This is a genomic window from Faecalispora anaeroviscerum (assembly GCF_947568225.1).
Classification (GTDB): domain Bacteria; phylum Bacillota; class Clostridia; order Oscillospirales; family Acutalibacteraceae; genus Faecalispora; species Faecalispora anaeroviscerum.
The window spans coordinates 2,237,464-2,256,164 of record NZ_CANOOQ010000001.1 but is presented as its reverse complement, the minus strand read 5'-3'; the positions used below and the strand labels follow the sequence as shown (position 1 = coordinate 2,256,164).

General features: G+C 52.1%; 19 protein-coding genes. 7 read left to right on the top strand and 12 right to left on the bottom strand.

What is annotated here, in order from left to right:
• Positions 1-35: 35 nt before the first annotated feature.
• From QOS46_RS11140 to rpmH, 12 genes are all read right to left on the bottom strand, one after another.
• Entirely contained in the window at positions 36-899 is an 864-nt protein-coding gene (locus QOS46_RS11140) for a ParB/RepB/Spo0J family partition protein (RefSeq protein ID WP_283609778.1), read from the bottom strand.
• Positions 896-1,678, bottom strand: coding sequence for a ParA family protein (locus tag QOS46_RS11135; RefSeq protein WP_283609777.1), 783 nt, complete (start codon positions 1,676-1,678; stop codon positions 896-898). Before QOS46_RS11135 ends, QOS46_RS11140 begins: the two co-directional genes overlap by 4 nt.
• A gap of 184 nt (positions 1,679-1,862) precedes the next feature.
• Positions 1,863-2,051, bottom strand: a complete 189-nt coding sequence (locus QOS46_RS11130) for a hypothetical protein (RefSeq protein WP_283609775.1) — start codon at positions 2,049-2,051, stop codon at positions 1,863-1,865.
• Between the two features lie 1,331 nt (positions 2,052-3,382).
• Positions 3,383-4,207: a ParB/RepB/Spo0J family partition protein gene (locus tag QOS46_RS11125; RefSeq protein ID WP_283609773.1), complete on the bottom strand. Its 825-nt coding sequence runs from the start codon at positions 4,205-4,207 to the stop codon at positions 3,383-3,385.
• Between the two features lie 108 nt (positions 4,208-4,315).
• On the bottom strand, positions 4,316-5,029 hold the full coding sequence (gene rsmG / locus QOS46_RS11120; RefSeq protein WP_283609771.1) for a 16S rRNA (guanine(527)-N(7))-methyltransferase RsmG: 714 nt from the start codon (positions 5,027-5,029) through the stop codon (positions 4,316-4,318).
• On the bottom strand, positions 5,026-6,912 hold the full coding sequence (gene mnmG, locus QOS46_RS11115; protein ID WP_283609769.1) for a tRNA uridine-5-carboxymethylaminomethyl(34) synthesis enzyme MnmG: 1,887 nt from the start codon (positions 6,910-6,912) through the stop codon (positions 5,026-5,028). The genes rsmG and mnmG overlap by 4 nt, the downstream gene beginning before the upstream one ends.
• A gap of 112 nt (positions 6,913-7,024) precedes the next feature.
• On the bottom strand, positions 7,025-8,410 hold the full coding sequence (gene mnmE, locus QOS46_RS11110) for a tRNA uridine-5-carboxymethylaminomethyl(34) synthesis GTPase MnmE (RefSeq protein ID WP_283609767.1): 1,386 nt from the start codon (positions 8,408-8,410) through the stop codon (positions 7,025-7,027).
• Between the two features lie 78 nt (positions 8,411-8,488).
• Complete coding sequence (gene jag / locus QOS46_RS11105) at positions 8,489-9,364, bottom strand: RNA-binding cell elongation regulator Jag/EloR (RefSeq protein WP_283609765.1); 876 nt, start codon at positions 9,362-9,364, stop codon at positions 8,489-8,491.
• Positions 9,365-9,397: 33 nt separating this feature from the next.
• Positions 9,398-10,507, bottom strand: a complete 1,110-nt coding sequence (locus QOS46_RS11100) for a YidC/Oxa1 family membrane protein insertase (protein WP_283609763.1) — start codon at positions 10,505-10,507, stop codon at positions 9,398-9,400.
• Positions 10,508-10,606: 99 nt separating this feature from the next.
• A complete protein-coding gene (gene yidD, locus QOS46_RS11095; protein ID WP_283609761.1) occupies positions 10,607-10,864 on the bottom strand; it encodes a membrane protein insertion efficiency factor YidD in 258 nt (85 codons plus the stop codon).
• The gene (rnpA, locus tag QOS46_RS11090) at positions 10,861-11,202 is read right to left on the bottom strand and encodes a ribonuclease P protein component (protein ID WP_283609759.1); all 342 of its coding nucleotides are present in this window, start codon (positions 11,200-11,202) and stop codon (positions 10,861-10,863) included. Before rnpA ends, yidD begins: the two co-directional genes overlap by 4 nt.
• An 83-nt stretch (positions 11,203-11,285) precedes the next feature.
• Complete coding sequence (gene rpmH / locus QOS46_RS11085; RefSeq protein WP_009064849.1) at positions 11,286-11,420, bottom strand: 50S ribosomal protein L34; 135 nt, start codon at positions 11,418-11,420, stop codon at positions 11,286-11,288.
• Positions 11,421-11,837: 417 nt separating this feature from the next.
• Between rpmH and dnaA the strand changes: the two genes are divergently transcribed.
• The 7 genes from dnaA (at position 11,838) to gyrB (ending at position 18,650) form a co-directional block, all read left to right on the top strand.
• A complete protein-coding gene (dnaA, locus tag QOS46_RS11080; protein WP_408611459.1) occupies positions 11,838-13,151 on the top strand; it encodes a chromosomal replication initiator protein DnaA in 1,314 nt (437 codons plus the stop codon).
• Positions 13,152-13,490: 339 nt separating this feature from the next.
• Complete coding sequence (dnaN, locus tag QOS46_RS11075; protein WP_283609725.1) at positions 13,491-14,597, top strand: DNA polymerase III subunit beta; 1,107 nt, start codon at positions 13,491-13,493, stop codon at positions 14,595-14,597.
• Between the two features lie 17 nt (positions 14,598-14,614).
• On the top strand, positions 14,615-14,827 hold the full coding sequence (locus QOS46_RS11070) for an RNA-binding S4 domain-containing protein (RefSeq protein ID WP_283609724.1): 213 nt from the start codon (positions 14,615-14,617) through the stop codon (positions 14,825-14,827).
• The gene (gene recF / locus QOS46_RS11065) at positions 14,824-15,927 is read left to right on the top strand and encodes a DNA replication/repair protein RecF (protein ID WP_283609723.1); all 1,104 of its coding nucleotides are present in this window, start codon (positions 14,824-14,826) and stop codon (positions 15,925-15,927) included. Before QOS46_RS11070 ends, recF begins: the two co-directional genes overlap by 4 nt.
• A gap of 11 nt (positions 15,928-15,938) precedes the next feature.
• Positions 15,939-16,211: an extracellular matrix regulator RemB gene (gene remB / locus QOS46_RS11060; protein WP_283609721.1), complete on the top strand. Its 273-nt coding sequence runs from the start codon at positions 15,939-15,941 to the stop codon at positions 16,209-16,211.
• Positions 16,212-16,259: 48 nt separating this feature from the next.
• Entirely contained in the window at positions 16,260-16,670 is a 411-nt protein-coding gene (locus tag QOS46_RS11055; protein WP_283609719.1) for a hypothetical protein, read from the top strand.
• 36 nt (positions 16,671-16,706) lie between these two features.
• Positions 16,707-18,650, top strand: a complete 1,944-nt coding sequence (gene gyrB / locus QOS46_RS11050; RefSeq protein ID WP_408611458.1) for a DNA topoisomerase (ATP-hydrolyzing) subunit B — start codon at positions 16,707-16,709, stop codon at positions 18,648-18,650.
• Positions 18,651-18,701 lie beyond the last annotated feature (51 nt).

The following is an 18,701-nucleotide window of genomic DNA, read 5'->3' as shown; positions in this document are numbered from 1 at the left end:
TCTCCTTTATTATTAGTGCAGGGACTTGTTCCGGTTCAATCTGTGTGAAATTTCAGACTGTTGACCAGATTCGCTAAATCCTCTTCACCATAAAATTCAATTTGCAGCATTCCTTTGTTTTTGCCGCCCTCCACCTTTACCTTTCGGCCCAGATGGGTATTCAGGGCAAGCTCCACCTCTTCAAAATAGCGGGGCTTCTTTTTTCTGGATGCGGCCGGTTCCGTCTCTGTTTCGTGCGACAGAAATTTCTTTACCATTTTTTCCAGTTCACGCACAGAAATACCATGCTTTACCGTTAACTGTGCCATTTCGAGCATGTCCTGCGCCGATGGAATCGGCAGCAACGTTCTTGCGTGCCCGGCGGAGAGCTTCCCCGTGGCAACCATCTCACGCACGGCCTCCGGCAGGTTTAAAAGCCGCAAAGCATTTGCCACGGCGGGTCGCGATTTGCCGACGATCTTCGCGATCTCCTCCTGCGTAAGCTCATAGGATTCCATTAGTGTCTGATAGCCCTGAGCCTCTTCCAGCGAGGTTAAATCCTCTCGCTGCAGGTTTTCGATCAGCGCAAGCTGCATCACCTGCTGATCAGACATCTCCCGCACAACAGCGGGCACTTCGGTAAGCCCGGCCATGCGCGCCGCACGCCATCGGCGTTCGCCCGCTACGATCTGGTACCCTCCGCTGACAAGCGGCCTTACCAGAAGCGGCTGCAGCACCCCGTGCTGAGAGATAGAATCCGCCAGCTCTGCCAGAGCGCCTTCGTCAAACTGCTTTCTGGGCTGGGCACGGTTCGGCTCAATCTCGCGCAGAGGAAGCGCAATGGAAGAATTCTGATTCTCCGTATCGTTTTCTGCAAAGATGGCGTCCAGGCCCTTTCCAAGACCGCCCCTTTTTTTCATTCCGTACGCCCCTCTCCCTGATTGTTTTGAATGATTTCCTTCGCCAGCGCTTCGTAGGCCACAGAGCCCTTCGACATGCGGTCGAAATACAATACCGGCTTGCCAAAGCTTGGCGCTTCCGACAGCCGCACCGTGCGCGGCACAACGGTGGCAAATACCTTACGGGGGAAATACCGCTTTACCTCATCCACAACCTGTTGAGTCAGATTCAGGCGCCCATCGTACATGGTGAGAAGCACTCCCTCAATGTCGAGCTGCTCGTTATACTGCCGCTTGACACGCCGCACCGAGTTCATCAGCTGCGAAAGGCCCTCGAGCGCGTAATACTCACACTGAAGCGGAACCAACAGCGTATCCGCAACGCAAAGCGCATTTGTTGTGATAATTCCTAGCGAAGGAGGACAATCCATAATGATGTAATCATACTCCGCGCGCAGCGGCAGAATCGCGCGCCGCAGAATGGATTCGCGGTTTTTGAGGCTAACCAGTTCCAGCTCCGCCGCGGCCAAATCCATACTGGATGGAATCAAATCCAGATTCTGAAAGCCGGTGTGGATCAAAACCTCATTCGGCTTCGTCTCGTCCAACAGAATTTCGTAAACGCTGTTTTTCAGCTTGCGGCGATCCACTCCAACGCCGCTGGAGGAATTTCCCTGCGGGTCAATGTCAATCAGGAGCGTCTTTTTTCCCAAACTCCCAAGAGAAGCCGCCAAATTAACGGCGGTGGTTGTCTTGCCCACACCGCCCTTTTGGTTTGCAATCGCAATGATTTTGCCCATGACATTCGTTCCCCGCTTCTCTTAATAGGATAATTTTATTTAAAACACGATCAAAATGCATAGCCTGTGCTTTTCACAGCGCACTCTTTAGCCGTTGACGCTTCTTCTGTTTCTACTCTCTCAGCCGTCAAAAACTGCACTGTAAATCATTATAGCACTCTTTTTGAATCTGATAAAGGGCTTTTCAGTAAAAAGTACGTGTTTCACGTGGAACAACCGCTGGTTTTTCTTCTTTATGATCACTCTTCAAATTTTCCACTGATTTTCTCCTTTCTCTGTGGAAAAGTCGTGATTCTTGGAAATGCTTTTCTTTCTGTTCTTTTCCACTACGTCGGTGGAATTGTTTTGACGGATGAGCTGTAACGTTTTCCACAAACAACCTCTGCCTGATTTTCCACAATCAGATTATTTCTGTACTCATTCGGTGTAGGTCTTGTGCCCGTGCCGGTGCGGGGCTTTACTCCTCCCGGCAAAAGTTTTTTGTTTGTAAAAAAATAAATTATTTTTGCGGGAGATTTCCCGTGACAATTCTGCTGGCGCAGGGCTTGCCCCTCGTGCCGGGTCGGGCACTTCCTTTCGCAACGAGGCGAAAGGAAGCAAAGACTCGCCAAAGGGCACCTTTGGAATCCGTTTGGGGAACAATCCCTCATTGTGTAAACGAAAGCCTTCGGGAAGGCACTCCATTGGAAATGCCCACTCTCCGAGCTTCATCTAAAAATAAACTTTGCTATCCCGTCCGTCGGCGGGCATTTTCAAAGCGCTCTCGTTAGCTCGAAGTTTTTCGGTGCGGCTTCGCTGCCGAACGGAATTAGTTAACTGCCTGTTTTCACAAAACAAGGCTCGTGCGCAATGTAAAAGAGTTTGTTTTTTCTGCGAGTTTTCCCGTGAAAATTCTGCTGGCGCAGGGCTTGCCCCTCATGCCGGGGCGGGCACTTCCTTTCGTGAAAGGACGAAAGGAAGCAAAGGCCTTCCAAAGGGCACCTTTGGAATCCGTTTGGGGAACAGTTCCGACGAGTGCCGCCACCAGCCACCGGGAAGGCGCTCCATTGAAAATGCCCACTCTCCGAGCTTAATCTAAAAATAAACTTTGCTATCCCGTCTGTCGGCGGGCATTTTCAAAGCGCTCTCGTTGGCTCGCAGTTTTTCGGTGCGGCTTCGCCGCATTTTTAATCGACATATCAGAACTATGGTTGAACTTCCAATCAAAGCTACTGTAAGGAGGCTCTTCTCCAAGCCAACGAGAGCGCTCGGTAAGGGTGCGCCGCCGAATGAAACCGGTACACTGCCTGTTTCCAGAAAACAAGGCGCGTGCGCACTTACCATAGAGCGCTTTTCCGACGGCTATTGTTAATGGGAGCAGGAACCGTTCCCAAAAACGGATTCCGAAGGCGGAGCCTTGGGCGAATCTTTGTTTCCTTTCTTTTCGTAAAGAAAGTAAATACCCGCCCCGGCATGAGGGGTATGCTTGCGCCAGCAGAATCTCCCCTGCGGGAACCGCAATAAAAAAACAGCCTTCCTCTCGCGATATCGAAAGGAAAACAATCTATTCTTAAGTAACAGAAACACGACTTCAGAAAAGAAGCAAACCCTGCGCCAGCAGGCACTGTAAGCACATATAACAGTAAAAGAGCGGAGCAAATGCTCCGCTCTTTTACTGTGGAAAATAAATAAGGGAATGGGGAAATTCCTTGTAAGTGAACTCATTCAGGCCGGTCTGCGTTTGTTTGTGACCGCCTGCTCCTTTGGGATACGCACCACGTACTCAATAAACTCTTCAGTTTCGCGGTTCTGCTCTACCGCGTCAATTCCGGACTGGCGCATTGTATCTACCGCGTGCCGGATCGTATTTAAAAACAGCCGCACATCCTTAATTACAAAGGTACGCTTATTCTTTACAGCTTGTGGCTGTGTACGCTTTTCAATTTCTTCGTTAATCAGCTCTTCCGTCTGGCGAACGTTCAGGTTCTCTTCAATAATCCGGTTTAAAAGCCGGATGCGAACGGCCTCGCTCTCCACACGCAGCAGCGCGCGCGCATGGCGCTCGGTTAATCCCGCGTGAGAGATCATAGTTTGCTCTACTTTTGACAGACGGAGCAGACGCAGCTTATTTGCAATTGCGGACTGACTCTTCCCAAGCCGCGACGCCGCTTCCTCCTGAGTAACGCCCCACTCCTCAATCAGCCGGCGGATTCCCTCCGCCTCTTCGAAAATCTGCAGATCCTGCCGTTGAAGATTTTCGAGGATTGCATAAATTGCAGACTGCTGTTCGTCGCAATCTACCAATATGCTCGGTGCGCTTTTCATCCCGGCCATAAAACAGGCGCGCAGTCGGCGCTCTCCGGCGATCAATTCATAACCGCCCGGCACCTTGCGTATGGTAAGCGGCTGCAGCAATCCGTTTAAGCGGATGCTGTCGGAAAGCTCTTGCAGTTCACGCGGCGCAAAGATACGGCGCGGCTGCGACGGATTGGGCCGGATTTGATTCAGCGGAATATCGTGTACCCGCTTCTTTTCTTGGAATAATAACAAATCGCCGCCTCCCTGCTTGTCTGTTTTCTTCAGAATAGCACAGGCGGCGGCGAATGTTCTGTTGAATTATGACTTGTCCAAATAATTTTTTGCTTGGATTTATGACTATTAAAGGGGAGTTTTCGCAATTTTTGAGCCGTGACGCGGATATTTGTCGGAGGTGGCCGCTATTTTACGGCAGAGAATAATATTCCGCTCGCTGCCGTCCGGCAGTGTAAAAGACTGTGTACTTTCCGCGTGCGCGCCCAAAAGCGAAATTGCTTTTGCTGCGGCAACCGATTCCTCTGCCGCGCCCGGACCCTTCATAGCCGCAAAAGCGCCGCCTCGCCGTACAAACGGCACACAGTACTCACACAGCACCGGCAGCGGCGCGACGGCACGCGCACATGCCAAATCAAACTGTTCGCGAAGCTTTGGCTGCCGGCTGCCCTCTTCCGCTCTCGCGTGAATCAACTCGGCAGAAAGACCCAATGCATCGCACACCGCCTGCAAAAAGGTCAGGCGCTTCTGCAAGCTGTCAAGCAAGGTCAGGCGAATGTCTGGCCGATACAGCAGAAGAGGAATTCCGGGAAATCCCGCGCCGGTGCCAACATCGATTACCTTCCCATTCTTGGGAATCTCAACGGCCTTTATCAAAAGCAGGCTGTCAAGAAAATGCTTCTCCACTACCTGCTGCGGCTCCGTGATTGCCGTCAGGTTCATTTTTTCGTTCCAATCCAGCAGCAGCTCCATGTACGTTTGGAAGGCTGCGGTCTGTTGGGCGCTGAGAGGAAGGCCGTACTGCGCAGAAAGCTCGATCAGACGCTGCTCAATATTGATCAAAGGGCTGCTTCCTCCTTTCCGTCCTGCCGGGCGAGCCAGATCAGGAGGACCGAAAGATCCGCCGGGCTCACGCCAGAAATGCGCGAGGCCTGGCCGATGCTCGCCGGGCGAATTTTTTGCAGCTTTTCCCGCGCTTCAAGCCGCAGGCCGGTGATTCCGGTATAATCAAAGCCCTTAGGCAGCAGGCGCTGCTCCAAGCGGCGCATTTCCGCAATGTCCGCTTTCTGGCGGCGGATATACCCTTCGTACTTAATTTCAATTTCCACATTTTCCAGCACGGCAGAAGGTAACACGGGTCGTCCGGTATCCACCGGGGCCAGTACCTCATAATTGAGTTCCGGGCGGCGCAGCAGGTCGATCAGGTGTACGCCGGTCGAAACCGGTGTTGTTCCACGTGAAACAAGAATCTGATTCAACTCTTCTGTGGGAGAAAACACCGTCTGCTCCGCGCGCTTTCTCTCCTGCTCCTTCAAGGCCTGTTTCTCCTGAAAGCGAGCAAAGCGCTCGTCGCTGATCAGCCCGAGTTCATGTCCCAGCGGGGTCATACGCTCGTCCGCGTTGTCCTGCCGCAGTACGAGCCGGTATTCCGAGCGCGAGGTCATCATACGGTACGGGTCGCTGACGCCCTTCGTGACAAGGTCATCCACCAGTGTGCCGAGGTACGAGCCTGCACGGTCGAGAATCACCTGTTCTCTGTTCTGCGCGCGCCGCGCGGCGTTGATGCCCGCAAGCAGCCCCTGCGCGGCGGCTTCCTCATAGCCTGAGCTGCCGTTGAACTGCCCAGCACCATACAGGCCAGGTAAATCTTGAAATTCCAGCGTAGGGTCGAGCTGCAAAGGGTCAACGCAATCGTACTCGATTGCATAGGCACAGCGCATGATCTCCACATGCTCCAGTCCCGCAATCGTACGGTAAAAGGCTAACTGCACCTCCTCCGGCAGAGAGGAGGACATCCCCTGCAAATACAGCTCCTCGGTATCAAGGCCGCAGGGCTCAATAAACAGCTGGTGGCGCTTCTTATCGGTGAATCGCATAATTTTATCTTCAAAACTGGGGCAATAGCGCGGCCCCACCCCTTCGATCTTACCGGCATAGAGCGGTGACCGATGAATATTTTTCAAGATGATTTCCTTCGTGGCGTCGTTTGTCCATGCAATATGGCACACCGCGCTATTCTTTGGCAGCTCGGTGGTATCGTAGGAAAACGGGACAACCGGTTCGTCGCCCGCCTGCACCTCCAGCCCGGTAAAATCGATGCTGGAACGCAGCACACGCGCGGGTGTACCTGTTTTAAAACGGCGCAGATTCACCCCCAGCTTGCGCAACGGCTGAGATAAAAACGCGGCCGGGAACAATCCATCCGGCCCGCTTTCGTAGGAAACATCGCCCACATAGATTTTTCCACTGAGATAAGTTCCAGTAGCGAGTACCACGCATTGAGCGGTGTAGCCCGCGCCCATGCGCGTCACCGCCTGCCAGGAGCCGTCCTCGTTGCGGAACAGGTCTACAATTTCACCCTGCTTGAGCTGTAGGTTTGGCTGAAGTTCGAGCTTGTGCTTCATGAGCTTAGAATATTCGCGCCGGTCAATCTGCGCACGCAACGAATGCACCGCCGGGCCTTTGCCCAGATTCAGCATTCGATTCTGCAGTGTGCAGGCATCCGCTGTTTTGCCCATTTCACCGCCCAGCGCATCGATTTCACGCACAAGATGCCCCTTTGCTGTTCCCCCGATAGAGGGGTTGCACGGGCAGTTTCCCACCGCATCCAGATTAATTGTAAAGATAACCGTGCGGCAGCCCAGCCGCGCGGCGGCCAGAGCCGCTTCAATTCCGGCGTGGCCCGCGCCGATCACAACCACATCATATTGATCTGCCTGATACATATTTGTTTCGCACCTGATTCCTTTCCGCCCCGAAGGCGGTATCCTGAAATTTTCTCATCTTATTTTCGAAAGGCTTGCCCTTGAAAGGGCAAGTTCGCTGAATCAATTTCTTTTATTTACCGACACAAAAATGAGCAAACACCATGTCTACAATCTCATTTGTCGCGCGCTCACCCGTCAGCTCCAACAGCGCGGAGACAGCGCTCTCCACCGAAACAGTCACCGCATCAAGCGTCAAGCCGCCGCAAAGCGCATCCATTGCTTCCTCCAGCCGTTCTTTCGCACGGCGGGCGGTGTCGCGCTGGCGCTCTGTAAACAGAATGCCCTCAGAGGGATTCAAATCCGCCGTGTGGAGCAACTGCTCCACCACTTGTTGAAGCTCGGCAAGACCGTCGCCGACTTTTGCTGAGATATATACATATTGTTGAAAACTATCTTGAATATACTTAATGTCTATTTTTTGTTTGAGATCGCTTTTATTGATCACCGCAATTGCAGGCACCCTGGTCAAGTGGGCGATTAGCTCTTTGTCCTCTGCCGTCAGCGGCGACGAGGAATCGAACACCGCCAGCACCAGCTGTGCGGTATTCAGGCGGTTCTTTGCACGATCAACGCCAATACTCTCCACCGGGTCGCTTGTTTCGCGCAGGCCCGCCGTATCGGCCAGGCGGAGAGGAACACCGCCGAGCAGCACCGTATCCTCTACAATATCGCGCGTGGTTCCGGCATACTCGGTCACAATGGAGCGCTCACATCCTGCCAATAGATTCATCAACGTTGATTTACCGACATTCGGACGCCCGACAATTACGGTATCCACGCCCTCACGCAGCACACGCCCGGCGTCAAACTGATCGAGCAGGCGGGTCAGATCATCCCGCACGCTCTTCAGGGAACCTTTGAGGGAATCCTCGTCCAGCTGGGGGATGTCCTCCTCCGGGTAATCCGCCCACGCGGAAAGATGGGCCGCAATCGTAAGCAGCTGCTCCCGGCTTCCCTGAATCCGATGAAAGAGAGCGCCCTCACGGCCCGCGCGCGCAGTGCGGAGCGCCTGACTGCCCTGGGCACCAATCAGCTGCATTACCGATTCTGCCTGGGTCAAATCCATTTTACCATTCAGAAACGCCCGCCGGGTAAATTCGCCCGGCCCGGCCGGGGAAGCACCCGCGGCTAAAACAGACTCCAGTACGCGGCGCAGCAGGTACAACCCGCCGTGACAGGAAAGCTCTACCACATCCTCGCCGGTATAGCTATGGGGCGCAAGGAACACGGTGGCCACCGCCTCATCCAGCCGCTCGGCCGGCTGACTGCCAAAACGGCACACCCAGCCATACAGCGCTGTATACCCGGGGATTTTCTCGATTTTCTGCCCCTTCGCAGAAAGAAACACACGGCCTGCAATCTGCCGCGCGCCAGGGCCGGAAATCCGGATAACACCAATCCCGCCGGGAGCCTGTGCAGTTGAGATCGCCGCAATGGCGGAAGCATTCTGTTCCATGATTCTCTCCTTTTGTACCACAAAAAGCGGCTCGTTTCACGAACCGCTTTTCTTTCGTTCTTATCCTTGAGAAAAAGGTTAATCTTCCTTTTTCGTTTCTATCTTGCTGTACAGAGGGCTGTTCCCTTTTTTGACAGGACGGTCGTCCGCCGGGTGTGCAAAGGAACTCCTCTGGTCCTGCGCAGGCCGTCTGTCTCTGGAATCTCTGGAAGAAGAGGGACGGCCTCCAAAGTTCTTGTTTCCGCCCTGCGGGCGTCCGCCGCGATCTTTTTGAAAATCCCTGCCACCGCGCGAACGATCACTTGGCCGACGGAACGCGGGTTTTTCGCCGCCCTCCGGACCAATCACCACATGGCGAGCCAAATCTTCGCCTTCACTCCAGGATTTAACGCCCTCAACCTCCTGCACCGCCGTATGAATAATGCGGCGCTCGTAGGGGTTCATAGGCTCCAGGGAGCAGTTGCGCTGGGTTTTGAGGGCCTTTGCGGCCATCTTTTTGCCGAGCGATTCAAGAGTTTCTTTTCTCTTTTCACGGTAATTTCCAATATCGAGTGTTATTCTGTAATAGGAATCCTCCACATGGTTTGCTACCAAGCCGGAGAGATACTGAAGGGAATCTAATGTTTCTCCTCTGTGGCCGATGATAAAACCAATGTCGTCACCGGTGAGGCTCAAAAGAGCGCCGTTCTCCTGCTCGGCGATTGTAATCTCCACCGAGGGGATACCCATCTGCGCCAGAACTTCTCTGAGGTAATCCGCGGCCGCCTCAGCGGGGCCGGATTTGATGAATGCGCGTACTTTCGCGGGTGCGCCGCCAAAAAGGCCGAATTTCTTTTTTTCGGGAAGCTCCAAAATCTCAAATTCCGCTTCGTGTGATTCTACTCCAAGCATTTTGCAGGCCTCATCAAACGCCTGCTCCACGGAATCTCCCGTTGCAATCGCTTCTTTAACCACCTTCGCACCTCCAAATATTGAATCAGAAAACCGCTATTTTTTCTTCCCAAGATAGCTGTCTGAGCCACCTGTGGGTTTTCCGCTCTTCTTTTTCTGGCCGGATTCTTTTTTCACCGAGGCCTGCTCGTCCTTTCGATTCTCCTGGAAAACCGTTTTTTCCGCAGATGACTGGCGAAGATGTGACGAAAGCGGTTCTTTCTTTACTTCCTCCAGCTCCAACAGCGCAACACGCTGAGCCTCTGCCTTTGCGGTAAGGGACGCCGGGCTGAAAAACGCGTGAACAATCATCACCTGGAACAGGCTGGTGATCGTAGAAATAATCCAGTAGAAGCCAACCGCCGCAGGGACGGACATGGCAAAAACGGCAGAAATCAAAGGAAGAACATACAGCATCATCTTCATTGCGCCCTGCTGCTGCTGCATGCCGGGCTGCAAACGCATGGTAATAATCTGAGTAATAATAGAAGAAACAAGGCACAACACAGGAATCAGCCACAGATTCGTCTGGAACATGGAAACGAACTTTCCAAAGAAATTGACGGCGGCGCTGTCTGTGGGCGTGCCCAGAAGATTTAATCCTAAAAAGTTAAAGCCGGAGCTCAGCGACTGTATTTTAGAAATCTCGTCATCCGTAAACATCGTCAGATAAGGACGCAGCACGGAAAAATGACGGACAATTTCCATCTCATTGTAAAAACCGTTCTGATACGTAAACGTTCCGCTGATGCCGGGGATGGTCTGCAGTACCGCAACCGCCTGGGCCACGGCCTCTTTTCCAAGATGCAGAGCATTCGAAAGAGGGTTTACCACGGTATAATACAAGCCGATCATAATCGGGAAAGGAATCAGCATTGGCAGGCAGCCGCTGGCGGGGTTATACCCCTCCTTCTCATACAGCTTCTGCATTTCTTCATTCATTTTAATACGGTCGTTGCCGTATTTTTTCTGCAGCTCCTTTTGCTTTGCGGAAAGCTTCGAGTTTGCCGCCATTGATTTCTGCTGCTTGATGGAAAACGGGAACATCACGATTTTAAGAACGATGGTAAATAAGATAATCGCTACGCCGTAATTTTTAAAGAACTGATAAAAAATCCACAGCAGATACCCCAGAAAACTGCCGAAAAAATTGCCTATTCCAGCCATATAAAAACCTCTCTGTATGAAGATTACGATTTCAATCCACGCCCCCAGTACAGGGAACGACACAATCGCGATCGCGCAAAGCGCCATGCGGCGCGCTGTTTACTTTCTTTTTTCAAAAAGCCTGCTGAACAGTCGTTCCTCCCGCTCCGGAACGGGGTCGTAGCCTCCGGGGTGAAACGGATTGCAGCGAAGGATACGCCAAACGGCCAAAAAAATCCCCTTCACTACGCCAAACCGCTCAATCGCCTGAATCGCGTATGTGCTGCAGGTAGGAATATACCGGCAGCTGGGCTGCCGCTTCATAGGGGAAACCCATTTCTGGTATCCCTTAATTACCGCAATGAAAATGCGTTTCATTTTAAAATACCGGCCTGAAACAAATGCTTTCGCATATCGCAGAGGATGTCCGTACTTTTGATAAATGGTGTTTTCGCCCGCGCCACAAAAACCAAGTCGTATCCGGCCCTCTCGGGAAGCTCCGGTAAGAGCTGCCGAGCCGCCTCGCGGATGATACGGCGGGAACGGTTGCGCTTTACTGCGTTTCCCGTTTTTTTGCTGGTGGTAATCCCCACCCGAATACAGCGCGCACGATTTTTCAAAACATAAGTGACTAAAATCGGCGACACAAAAGATTTTCCCTTGGCATAAGCGCGGCGAAAGCTGCTGTTTTCACAAATTGGGACTATTTCGCTCACTGTGAAACTCCAACCTCCCCATATTCGGCCTTTCTGAAAAACAAAACAAAGAAAGGCCACACTGCGGTGGCCCTTTCAAAGCTTCAGTAAGACAAACGCGCTCTTCCCTTGGCCCTGCGGCGCGCCAAAACTTTGCGGCCGTTTCTATCGGACATTCTCTTTCTGAACCCATGCTCTTTTTTTCTATGGAGCTTCTTAGGCTGATAAGTTCTCAGCATGAAAAACCCTCCTTTCGGGTACAAACCTTGCAATTTAGCATTATAGCCTAATCAAAGGCAAACTGTCAATAAAAAAATACAAATCCGCCCGATTCCGCTTTTGCATCATCATACCATACAACAGCACAAAAGGAAAGTGAATCTTCCACAAATTTTCAAAGAAAACAAAAATATCCACTCATCCACAACATGTTGTGAAAAATCAGCCGGAAGGCCAATAGTTTTACAAAGTTTTTCACAGTCCTGTGGATAAGATGTTTAAAACCATTTGAAAATTTTTTCTGTTTATGCTATCATAATATTAATTATCCGCATCTAACCGAGTTTGCTTCCAGCATATTGTGTTTGTCTGATTTTTGAGGCAACAGCTCGGTTTTTCTTTATTTTTTTATCCCACCGAAAGGTATGATTATTTTTATGGAATCCTTTACCGAAGCCTGGGGCCTTGTTTGCGATTTCTGCAAAGCCCGCATTACAGAGGTGGCCTATACCACCTGGATCCACCGGATCCGCCCTGTCAGCCTGGATTTTAACAAGGGAATCGCCGTGCTGGAGGTGCCGAATGAATTTCACCTCCAAACTCTTACTCGGTGCTATACTTCTCTTCTTCAGGAAGCGTTCAACGAAATCTTCGGCGAAGGGATTCAGATTCAGCTCTGCACGCCCGAACAACTGGTGCAGAACAAAAAGCCGGACGCCGTGCCTCTTTCAAAAGATGACTATGAATACACCTTCGATACCTTCATCGTAGGCCCTTCGAACAAATTTGCCCACGCGGCCTCCATGGCGGTGGCGACGAAGCCTGCGGTGCTGTACAACCCCCTGTTCATTTATGGAAACTCGGGGCTGGGCAAAACGCACCTATTGTACGCCATCTGCAACGAGATATCGAAAACTTACCCCGAGATGAACATTATCTATATTAAAGGTGATGAATTCACCAACGAACTGATCGAAGCAATCCGCCGCGGTACTACCGTGGAATTTCACCAGCGCTACCGCAAAGCGGACATTCTCCTCGTGGATGATATTCAGTTTATCGCCGGCAAGGATTCGACGCAGGAGGAATTCTTTCATACCTTTAATACTCTGTATGAGGCGAAAAAGCAGATTGTTCTGACCTCTGACCGGCCGCCAAAAGACATCGCGACGCTGGAGGAACGGCTTTTAACCCGATTTGAGTGGGGCCTGACCGCGGACGTGCAGCCTCCGGATTTTGAAACGCGCATCGCGATTATCAAGCGCAAGGCGGAGCTGCTCGAAATTGATTTGCCCGACAACGTGGCAGAGTACATCGCCAACCGCTTGAAAAACAACATTCGTCAGCTCGAGGGCGCTGTCAAAAAAATGAAGGCGTATTACCTCCTTGCCGGCGAATCGCTGAGCATCTCCACCGCGCAGGCCGCAATCAGCGATATTATTAATAATCACCAGCCCGCGCCGATGACGATCGAAAAAATCATTGAAGAGGTGGCTCGCACGTTTGGCACCTCCCCCGAGGATATCCGTTCCCCAAAGCGCTCGGCCAATATCTCCGCTGCGCGGCAGATCGCGATCTACGTGGTACGCGAGATCACCCAGCTGCCCATGACCTCCATTGGTGAGGCGTTTGGCGGCCGAGACCACTCCACCGTGGTGTACGCAATTCAGCAGGTCGAAAAGAACATTGGCCGCGACCCGAAAACGCGCGACACCGTTCAGGACATTATCAAAAATATTCGTGATCGCTAACCATGTGATTACGCACTGTATTATTACAGATAGTATAATCTTAAAAGTGGAGGATTTCTCCACTTTTCCACAAATCAGGGGAAAACACGTTTTTTTCCTGTGAATTCTTTTAAACTTCTTTTCAACATTCCCCACAGAGTTTTCAACAGCCTGTTAAAACTCAAAAAATCACTCCATACTCTTAACAAACACTCCACAGTGGCTTCTGGAAAACTAAACGGTCTTTCTCCCTAGGTACTTCTCACTTCTCACCGTTTTTCAACTTTTCAGACTCCCCTACTACTACCTCTAAATCATACCTACTCTTTCTACTCTAAATAACGTAAGGTGGTCAGAACGATGAAGATAATATGTGACCGCAAGGAATTGGTGGAAGCAGTGTTGAATATTCAGCGGGCCGTTTCCTCCAAATCCTCCATTCCCGCCCTGGAGGGTATTCTCTTGCAAACAAAAGGCTCCGATCTTTTTTTGTGCGGCTATGACCTGGAGTTGGGCATGACGACGACTCTACCGGCCCGAATCGAGCAAACCGGCAGCGTAGTGCTTTCGGCCCGACTGTTCGGCGACATTGTTCGGCGTTTACCGGGCGACGATGTTTTGCTTTCAGTGGATGAAAAGAATGTGGCCTCTATTATTAGCGGAGCCAGTGAATTTTCAATCTCAGGCATTCCTGCTGAGGAATACCCCGAGCTACCCTCGGTTTCAGGTGAAACCTCAATCGAGGTGCCGAACGGTATTTTGAAAAGCATGATCCGCCAAACCTTGTTTGCCGTTTCTGAAAGTGACATGAAGCCGGTACATACCGGAACGCTGTTTGAGCTGGGTGAAAATAAAATCCGCCTGATTTCCGTAGACGGGTATCGGCTCGCGGTGCGCGAGGAGCCGATTGCGTGCGATCAGGATACCAGCTTCGTGATTCCGGGAAAAACTCTTTCGGAGGTATTAAAGCTTCTGCCCGAGAATGAGGAAAATTTATCACTGTCAATCGGCCGCAGGCACATCTTGTTCCAGATTGGCAGCTATACGTTAATCTCGCGTTTGCTCGAGGGCGACTTCCTCGATTACCGTGCGGCAATCCCGGCTTCCCATACGACAGAAATTTTAGTGAAAACCAGAACCTTTATCGACAGCGTGGAGCGCGTTTCGCTCCTAATTACAGATCGCCTGAAAAGTCCGCTGCGCTGCGTATTCGGTGAAAATCTGATTCAGCTTTCCTGCTCCACGGCGATTGGCCGTGCCAGCGATGAACTGGAGGCGCAAGGCATAGGCGGAACTCTCGAAATGGGCTTTAACAATCGGTATCTTCTGGATGCGCTGCGCAATACCGAATGCGATGAGGTGAAAATTCAGCTTAGCGGCGCACTCAGCCCCATGAAGGTGGTTCCGAAGGACGGCGGAAGCTTCCTGTTTCTGGTCCTGCCGGTTCGTTTGAAGAGCGGTGTTTGAGTTTGGTAGGAGGAACTATGGAAATTATTACAATTGATACGGAGTTTATCCGTTTGGATGCACTGTTAAAGCTGGCAGGCGCGGTGGAAACCGGCGGCCACGCGAAGCTGGTGGTTCAGAACGGAGAGGTTCTGGTCAACGGCCAGGTTTGTACCATGCGGGGCAAAAAAATGCGCGGCGGTGACCGGGCGGAATATCAGGGCAGAAGCTACGAGGTGAAAACCCTGTGATCGTCAGCCGGCTTTCGTTTTTATATTACCGCAACCTGTGTGAGGGGGAGATTCTTCCAAATTCGCACATGAATGTGATTTTTGGGCAAAACGCGCAGGGAAAAACAAATTTACTGGAAGCGTTGTGGCTGTTTACAGGCGGCCGGTCGTTCCGCGGCTCGCGTGACAGCGAGCTGATTGCCTTCGGCCAGAATGCCGCGCGGCTGCAAATTGATTTTTTCAGCGAGGAACGTGATCAGAATGCAGTTCTGACGATTCAGAACAAAAAACGCTCTGCCGCCATCAACGGTGTAGAATATGGCGGTGTGATGGAGCTGGTGGGAAAGTTCCGGGCGGTGATTTTTTCGCCGGAGCATCTTTCACTGGTAAAGGACGGCCCCGCTTTGCGCCGCTCTTTTTTGGATGGTGCGCTGTGCCAGCTTCGCCCGGTATACGCAAAGCTTTTGTTTCAGTATAACCGGGTGCTTCAGCAGAGAAACGCGCTGCTCAAAGACATCCCTCGTCATGCCGAGCTGCTCGACACGCTTGAAATCTGGGACGAAAAGCTCGCTCAGCGCGGCGCGCGGCTGATTTTGGAACGGAGCGAATATGTTCGCCTGCTTTCCGAGCCGGCCCGGCGGATTTATGATGGAATTTCGGGCGCGCGGGAACAATTCTCCGTGTGCTACCGCACAATTTCCGGAGAGGAGCCGCAGACGGAGGAACAGTGGAGGCAGCTATTGCTCGATTCGCTCGGGCGCTCGCACAGGGAAGATCTCTCTGCGGGATTTACAACCATCGGCCCGCATCGGGATGATCTGGAGATTCGGGTGGACGAAAGGCCCGCGAGGAGCTTCGGCTCGCAGGGTCAGCAGCGTTCCTGCGTGCTGGCTTTAAAGCTGGCGGAGGCGGAGCTTCTGCAAACTCTTTCCGGAGAAGCGCCGGTGATTCTGCTTGATGATGTGATGAGCGAGCTGGATTCCGGCCGGCAGGATTTTCTTCTGCATCAGCTTGGGGAAAAACAGGTGTTTTTAACCTGCTGCGATCCCGAAACGGCAGCTCGCTATTCCGGCGGCGGAAGATTTGAGATGGAGCAGGGACGGCTGACCGTCCGGCAGTAAGGATGTGTTTTATGTATCTTCACCTGGGACAAGACACCGTCATTCAAACGAAAGACATCATCGGAATTTTCGATTTGGAAAATTCCACGATTTCTAAATATACCCGCGAGTACCTTGCAAAGGCAGAAAAAGAAGGCAAAGTGGTCAACGTTAGTATGGAAATGCCGAAATCCTTTGTGCTTTGCTGTGACAAGGCGGAACAAATAACAGTTTATATCTCGCAGATTTCTTCCACCACCCTACTCAAACGAAGCAGGTTTATGGCAAACCTTGCGAATGTGTAAGGGCTTGCCGCAAGGCGGAAGAAATGAGGAAAGGAATGGCGAAGGGCTATGAAGCTGCAATTGCCGGTCTGCCCGCACTGCGGGCAGAAAGTCGGTTATGTGAGAGCTTGGTTTTTAAAGCAGGAGGGAGAGTACCGCTGCCCGAACTGCGGTGGGTTTTCCGGTGTTTTTTTAAGTACCGCAGCACCAATGTTCGGTTCAATAGCAGTGGTGATTTCAGTAATCGTATTTCTTACACTCCGCCTGATCACCGGCGGTCTACCGTTTTATGGGGTTCTGCTGATGGCTCTCCCCTATGTTTTGTTTTTTCTTGCCGCCCCATTCCTCGTCCGGCTTAGAAAACCGGGCGTACGCAAGAGGCCGCAGGCTCCGCCGCGGCCCGGCAATCCGCCGCCGTATCCCCCTGGGAAAAATCCCGGACAGGGTTCTGACGAAAATCATTCCTTCAGACGTTTTTAACTGATTACAATCTGTTGATATATAGGAGGGTTCTACTTGGAGTTTAGCGAAATGACCCAAACTGACCAAAATTACGATGAAAATCAAATACAGGTTCTCGAAGGCCTCGAAGCGGTGCGTAAGCGTCCCGGTATGTATATTGGCTCCACCGGTCCGCGCGGTCTGCACCATTTGGTGTACGAAATCGTAGATAATGCCATCGATGAAGCGCTGGCCGGCTTCTGCGACCGCATTACCGTTAAGATTCTGCCGGGCAATATTATCAGCGTGGAGGACAACGGCCGCGGTATTCCCGTGGGAATTCAGCATAAAATGGGCATTCCTGCGGTCACCGTCGTGTTTACCGTACTGCATGCCGGCGGCAAATTCGGCGGCGGTGGGTACAAGGTATCCGGCGGTCTGCATGGAGTTGGCGCTTCGGTGGTCAACGCGCTTTCCGAATGGCTGGAGGTAGAGGTTTACACCGAAGACGGCGTGTACGCTCAGCGGTTTGAGCGCGGCGTGGCTGTAACGGAGCTGATTCGCAAAGGTGACAGCGACCACAACGGAACCATAGTACGCTTTCAGCCGGATCCTGAAATTTTTCAGGAAAGCACCGTGTTCGACTACGACACTCTGCAAAATCGCCTGCGCGAGCAGGCCTTCCTGAACGCGGGCGTGCATATTGAGTTGGACGACGACCGTGATCCGGAGCATCCCGTTCACAATTCGTACCGGTACGAGGGAGGCATCCGCAGCTTTGTCGAGTACCTGAACAAAAAACGCTCCGCCGAGTTGATTCATGAGGACGTAATCCATTTATATTCCGTCGCACCCGACAACAACGCCACCGCTGAGGTTGCGATGCAGTACACCGAAAGCTATAATGAGCTGATGCTGTCGTTTGCGAATAATATTCACACCACCGACGGCGGCACACATGAGGATGGATTTAAGCGTGCGCTGACCCGAATCATGAACGACTATGCCCGCAAATATAATATTCTGAAGGAAAACGATAAAAACATGTCCGGCGAGGACTTCCGTGAGGGCTTGACCGTCATCATTAGCGTGAAGCTGAAGGAGGCGCAGTTCGAAGGGCAGACAAAGGCGCGCCTCGGCAATACGGAAATCAGCACGCTGGTTTCGCAGATGATGACCGACAAGCTCACGACTTACCTGGAGGAAAATCCCGCCGTTGCGCGTGCTATTTTTGATAAAGCGATGTCTGCGGCAAGAGCCAGAGAGGCTGCCAAAAAGGCGAGGGAGCTGGTGCGCCGCAAGTCCGCACTCGAATCCGCCGCGCTGCCCGGCAAGCTTGCGGACTGTCAGTCCCGTAACCCGGAAGAAACCGAAATTTACATTGTTGAGGGAGATTCTGCCGGCGGCTCCGCCAAGGGCGGACGCGACCGTAAATTTCAGGCGATTCTGCCGCTTTGGGGCAAGATGCTCAACGTGGAAAAGGCCCGTCTTGATAAGGTGTACGGCAACGAAAAGCTGATGCCCGTCGTCACCGCGCTCGGCTGCGGCCTTGGCGAGGAATTCGATTTAAGCAAGCTGCGCTATGGCAAAATCATCATCATGGCCGATGCCGATGTCGACGGCTCGCATATCCGCACATTGCTGCTCACGTTCTTTTTCCGCTTTATGCGCCCGCTGGTGGATCAGGGTCACATCTATCTGGCACAGCCGCCGCTGTATCGTATTACCCGGGGAAAAAATCACCGGTATGCATACTCCGATAAGCAGCGCGACACTATTATGGCGGAGCTGGGCGGAAGCAATTACGATATTCAGCGCTATAAGGGCCTTGGTGAAATGGACGCCCAGCAGCTGTGGGAAACCACTATGGACCCGGACACCCGCACCATGCTGAAGGTGGAGCTTGAGGATGCCGCAGCGGCAGACGAAACCTTCACGATTCTGATGGGCGATAAGGTAGAACCCCGCAGACTATTTATTGAACAAAACGCCAGGTTTGTTTCAAATCTGGATATTTAACACGCCGGTGTCCGGTTTGGGCACCGACCGAACAAAAATCGGGAGGAAAGT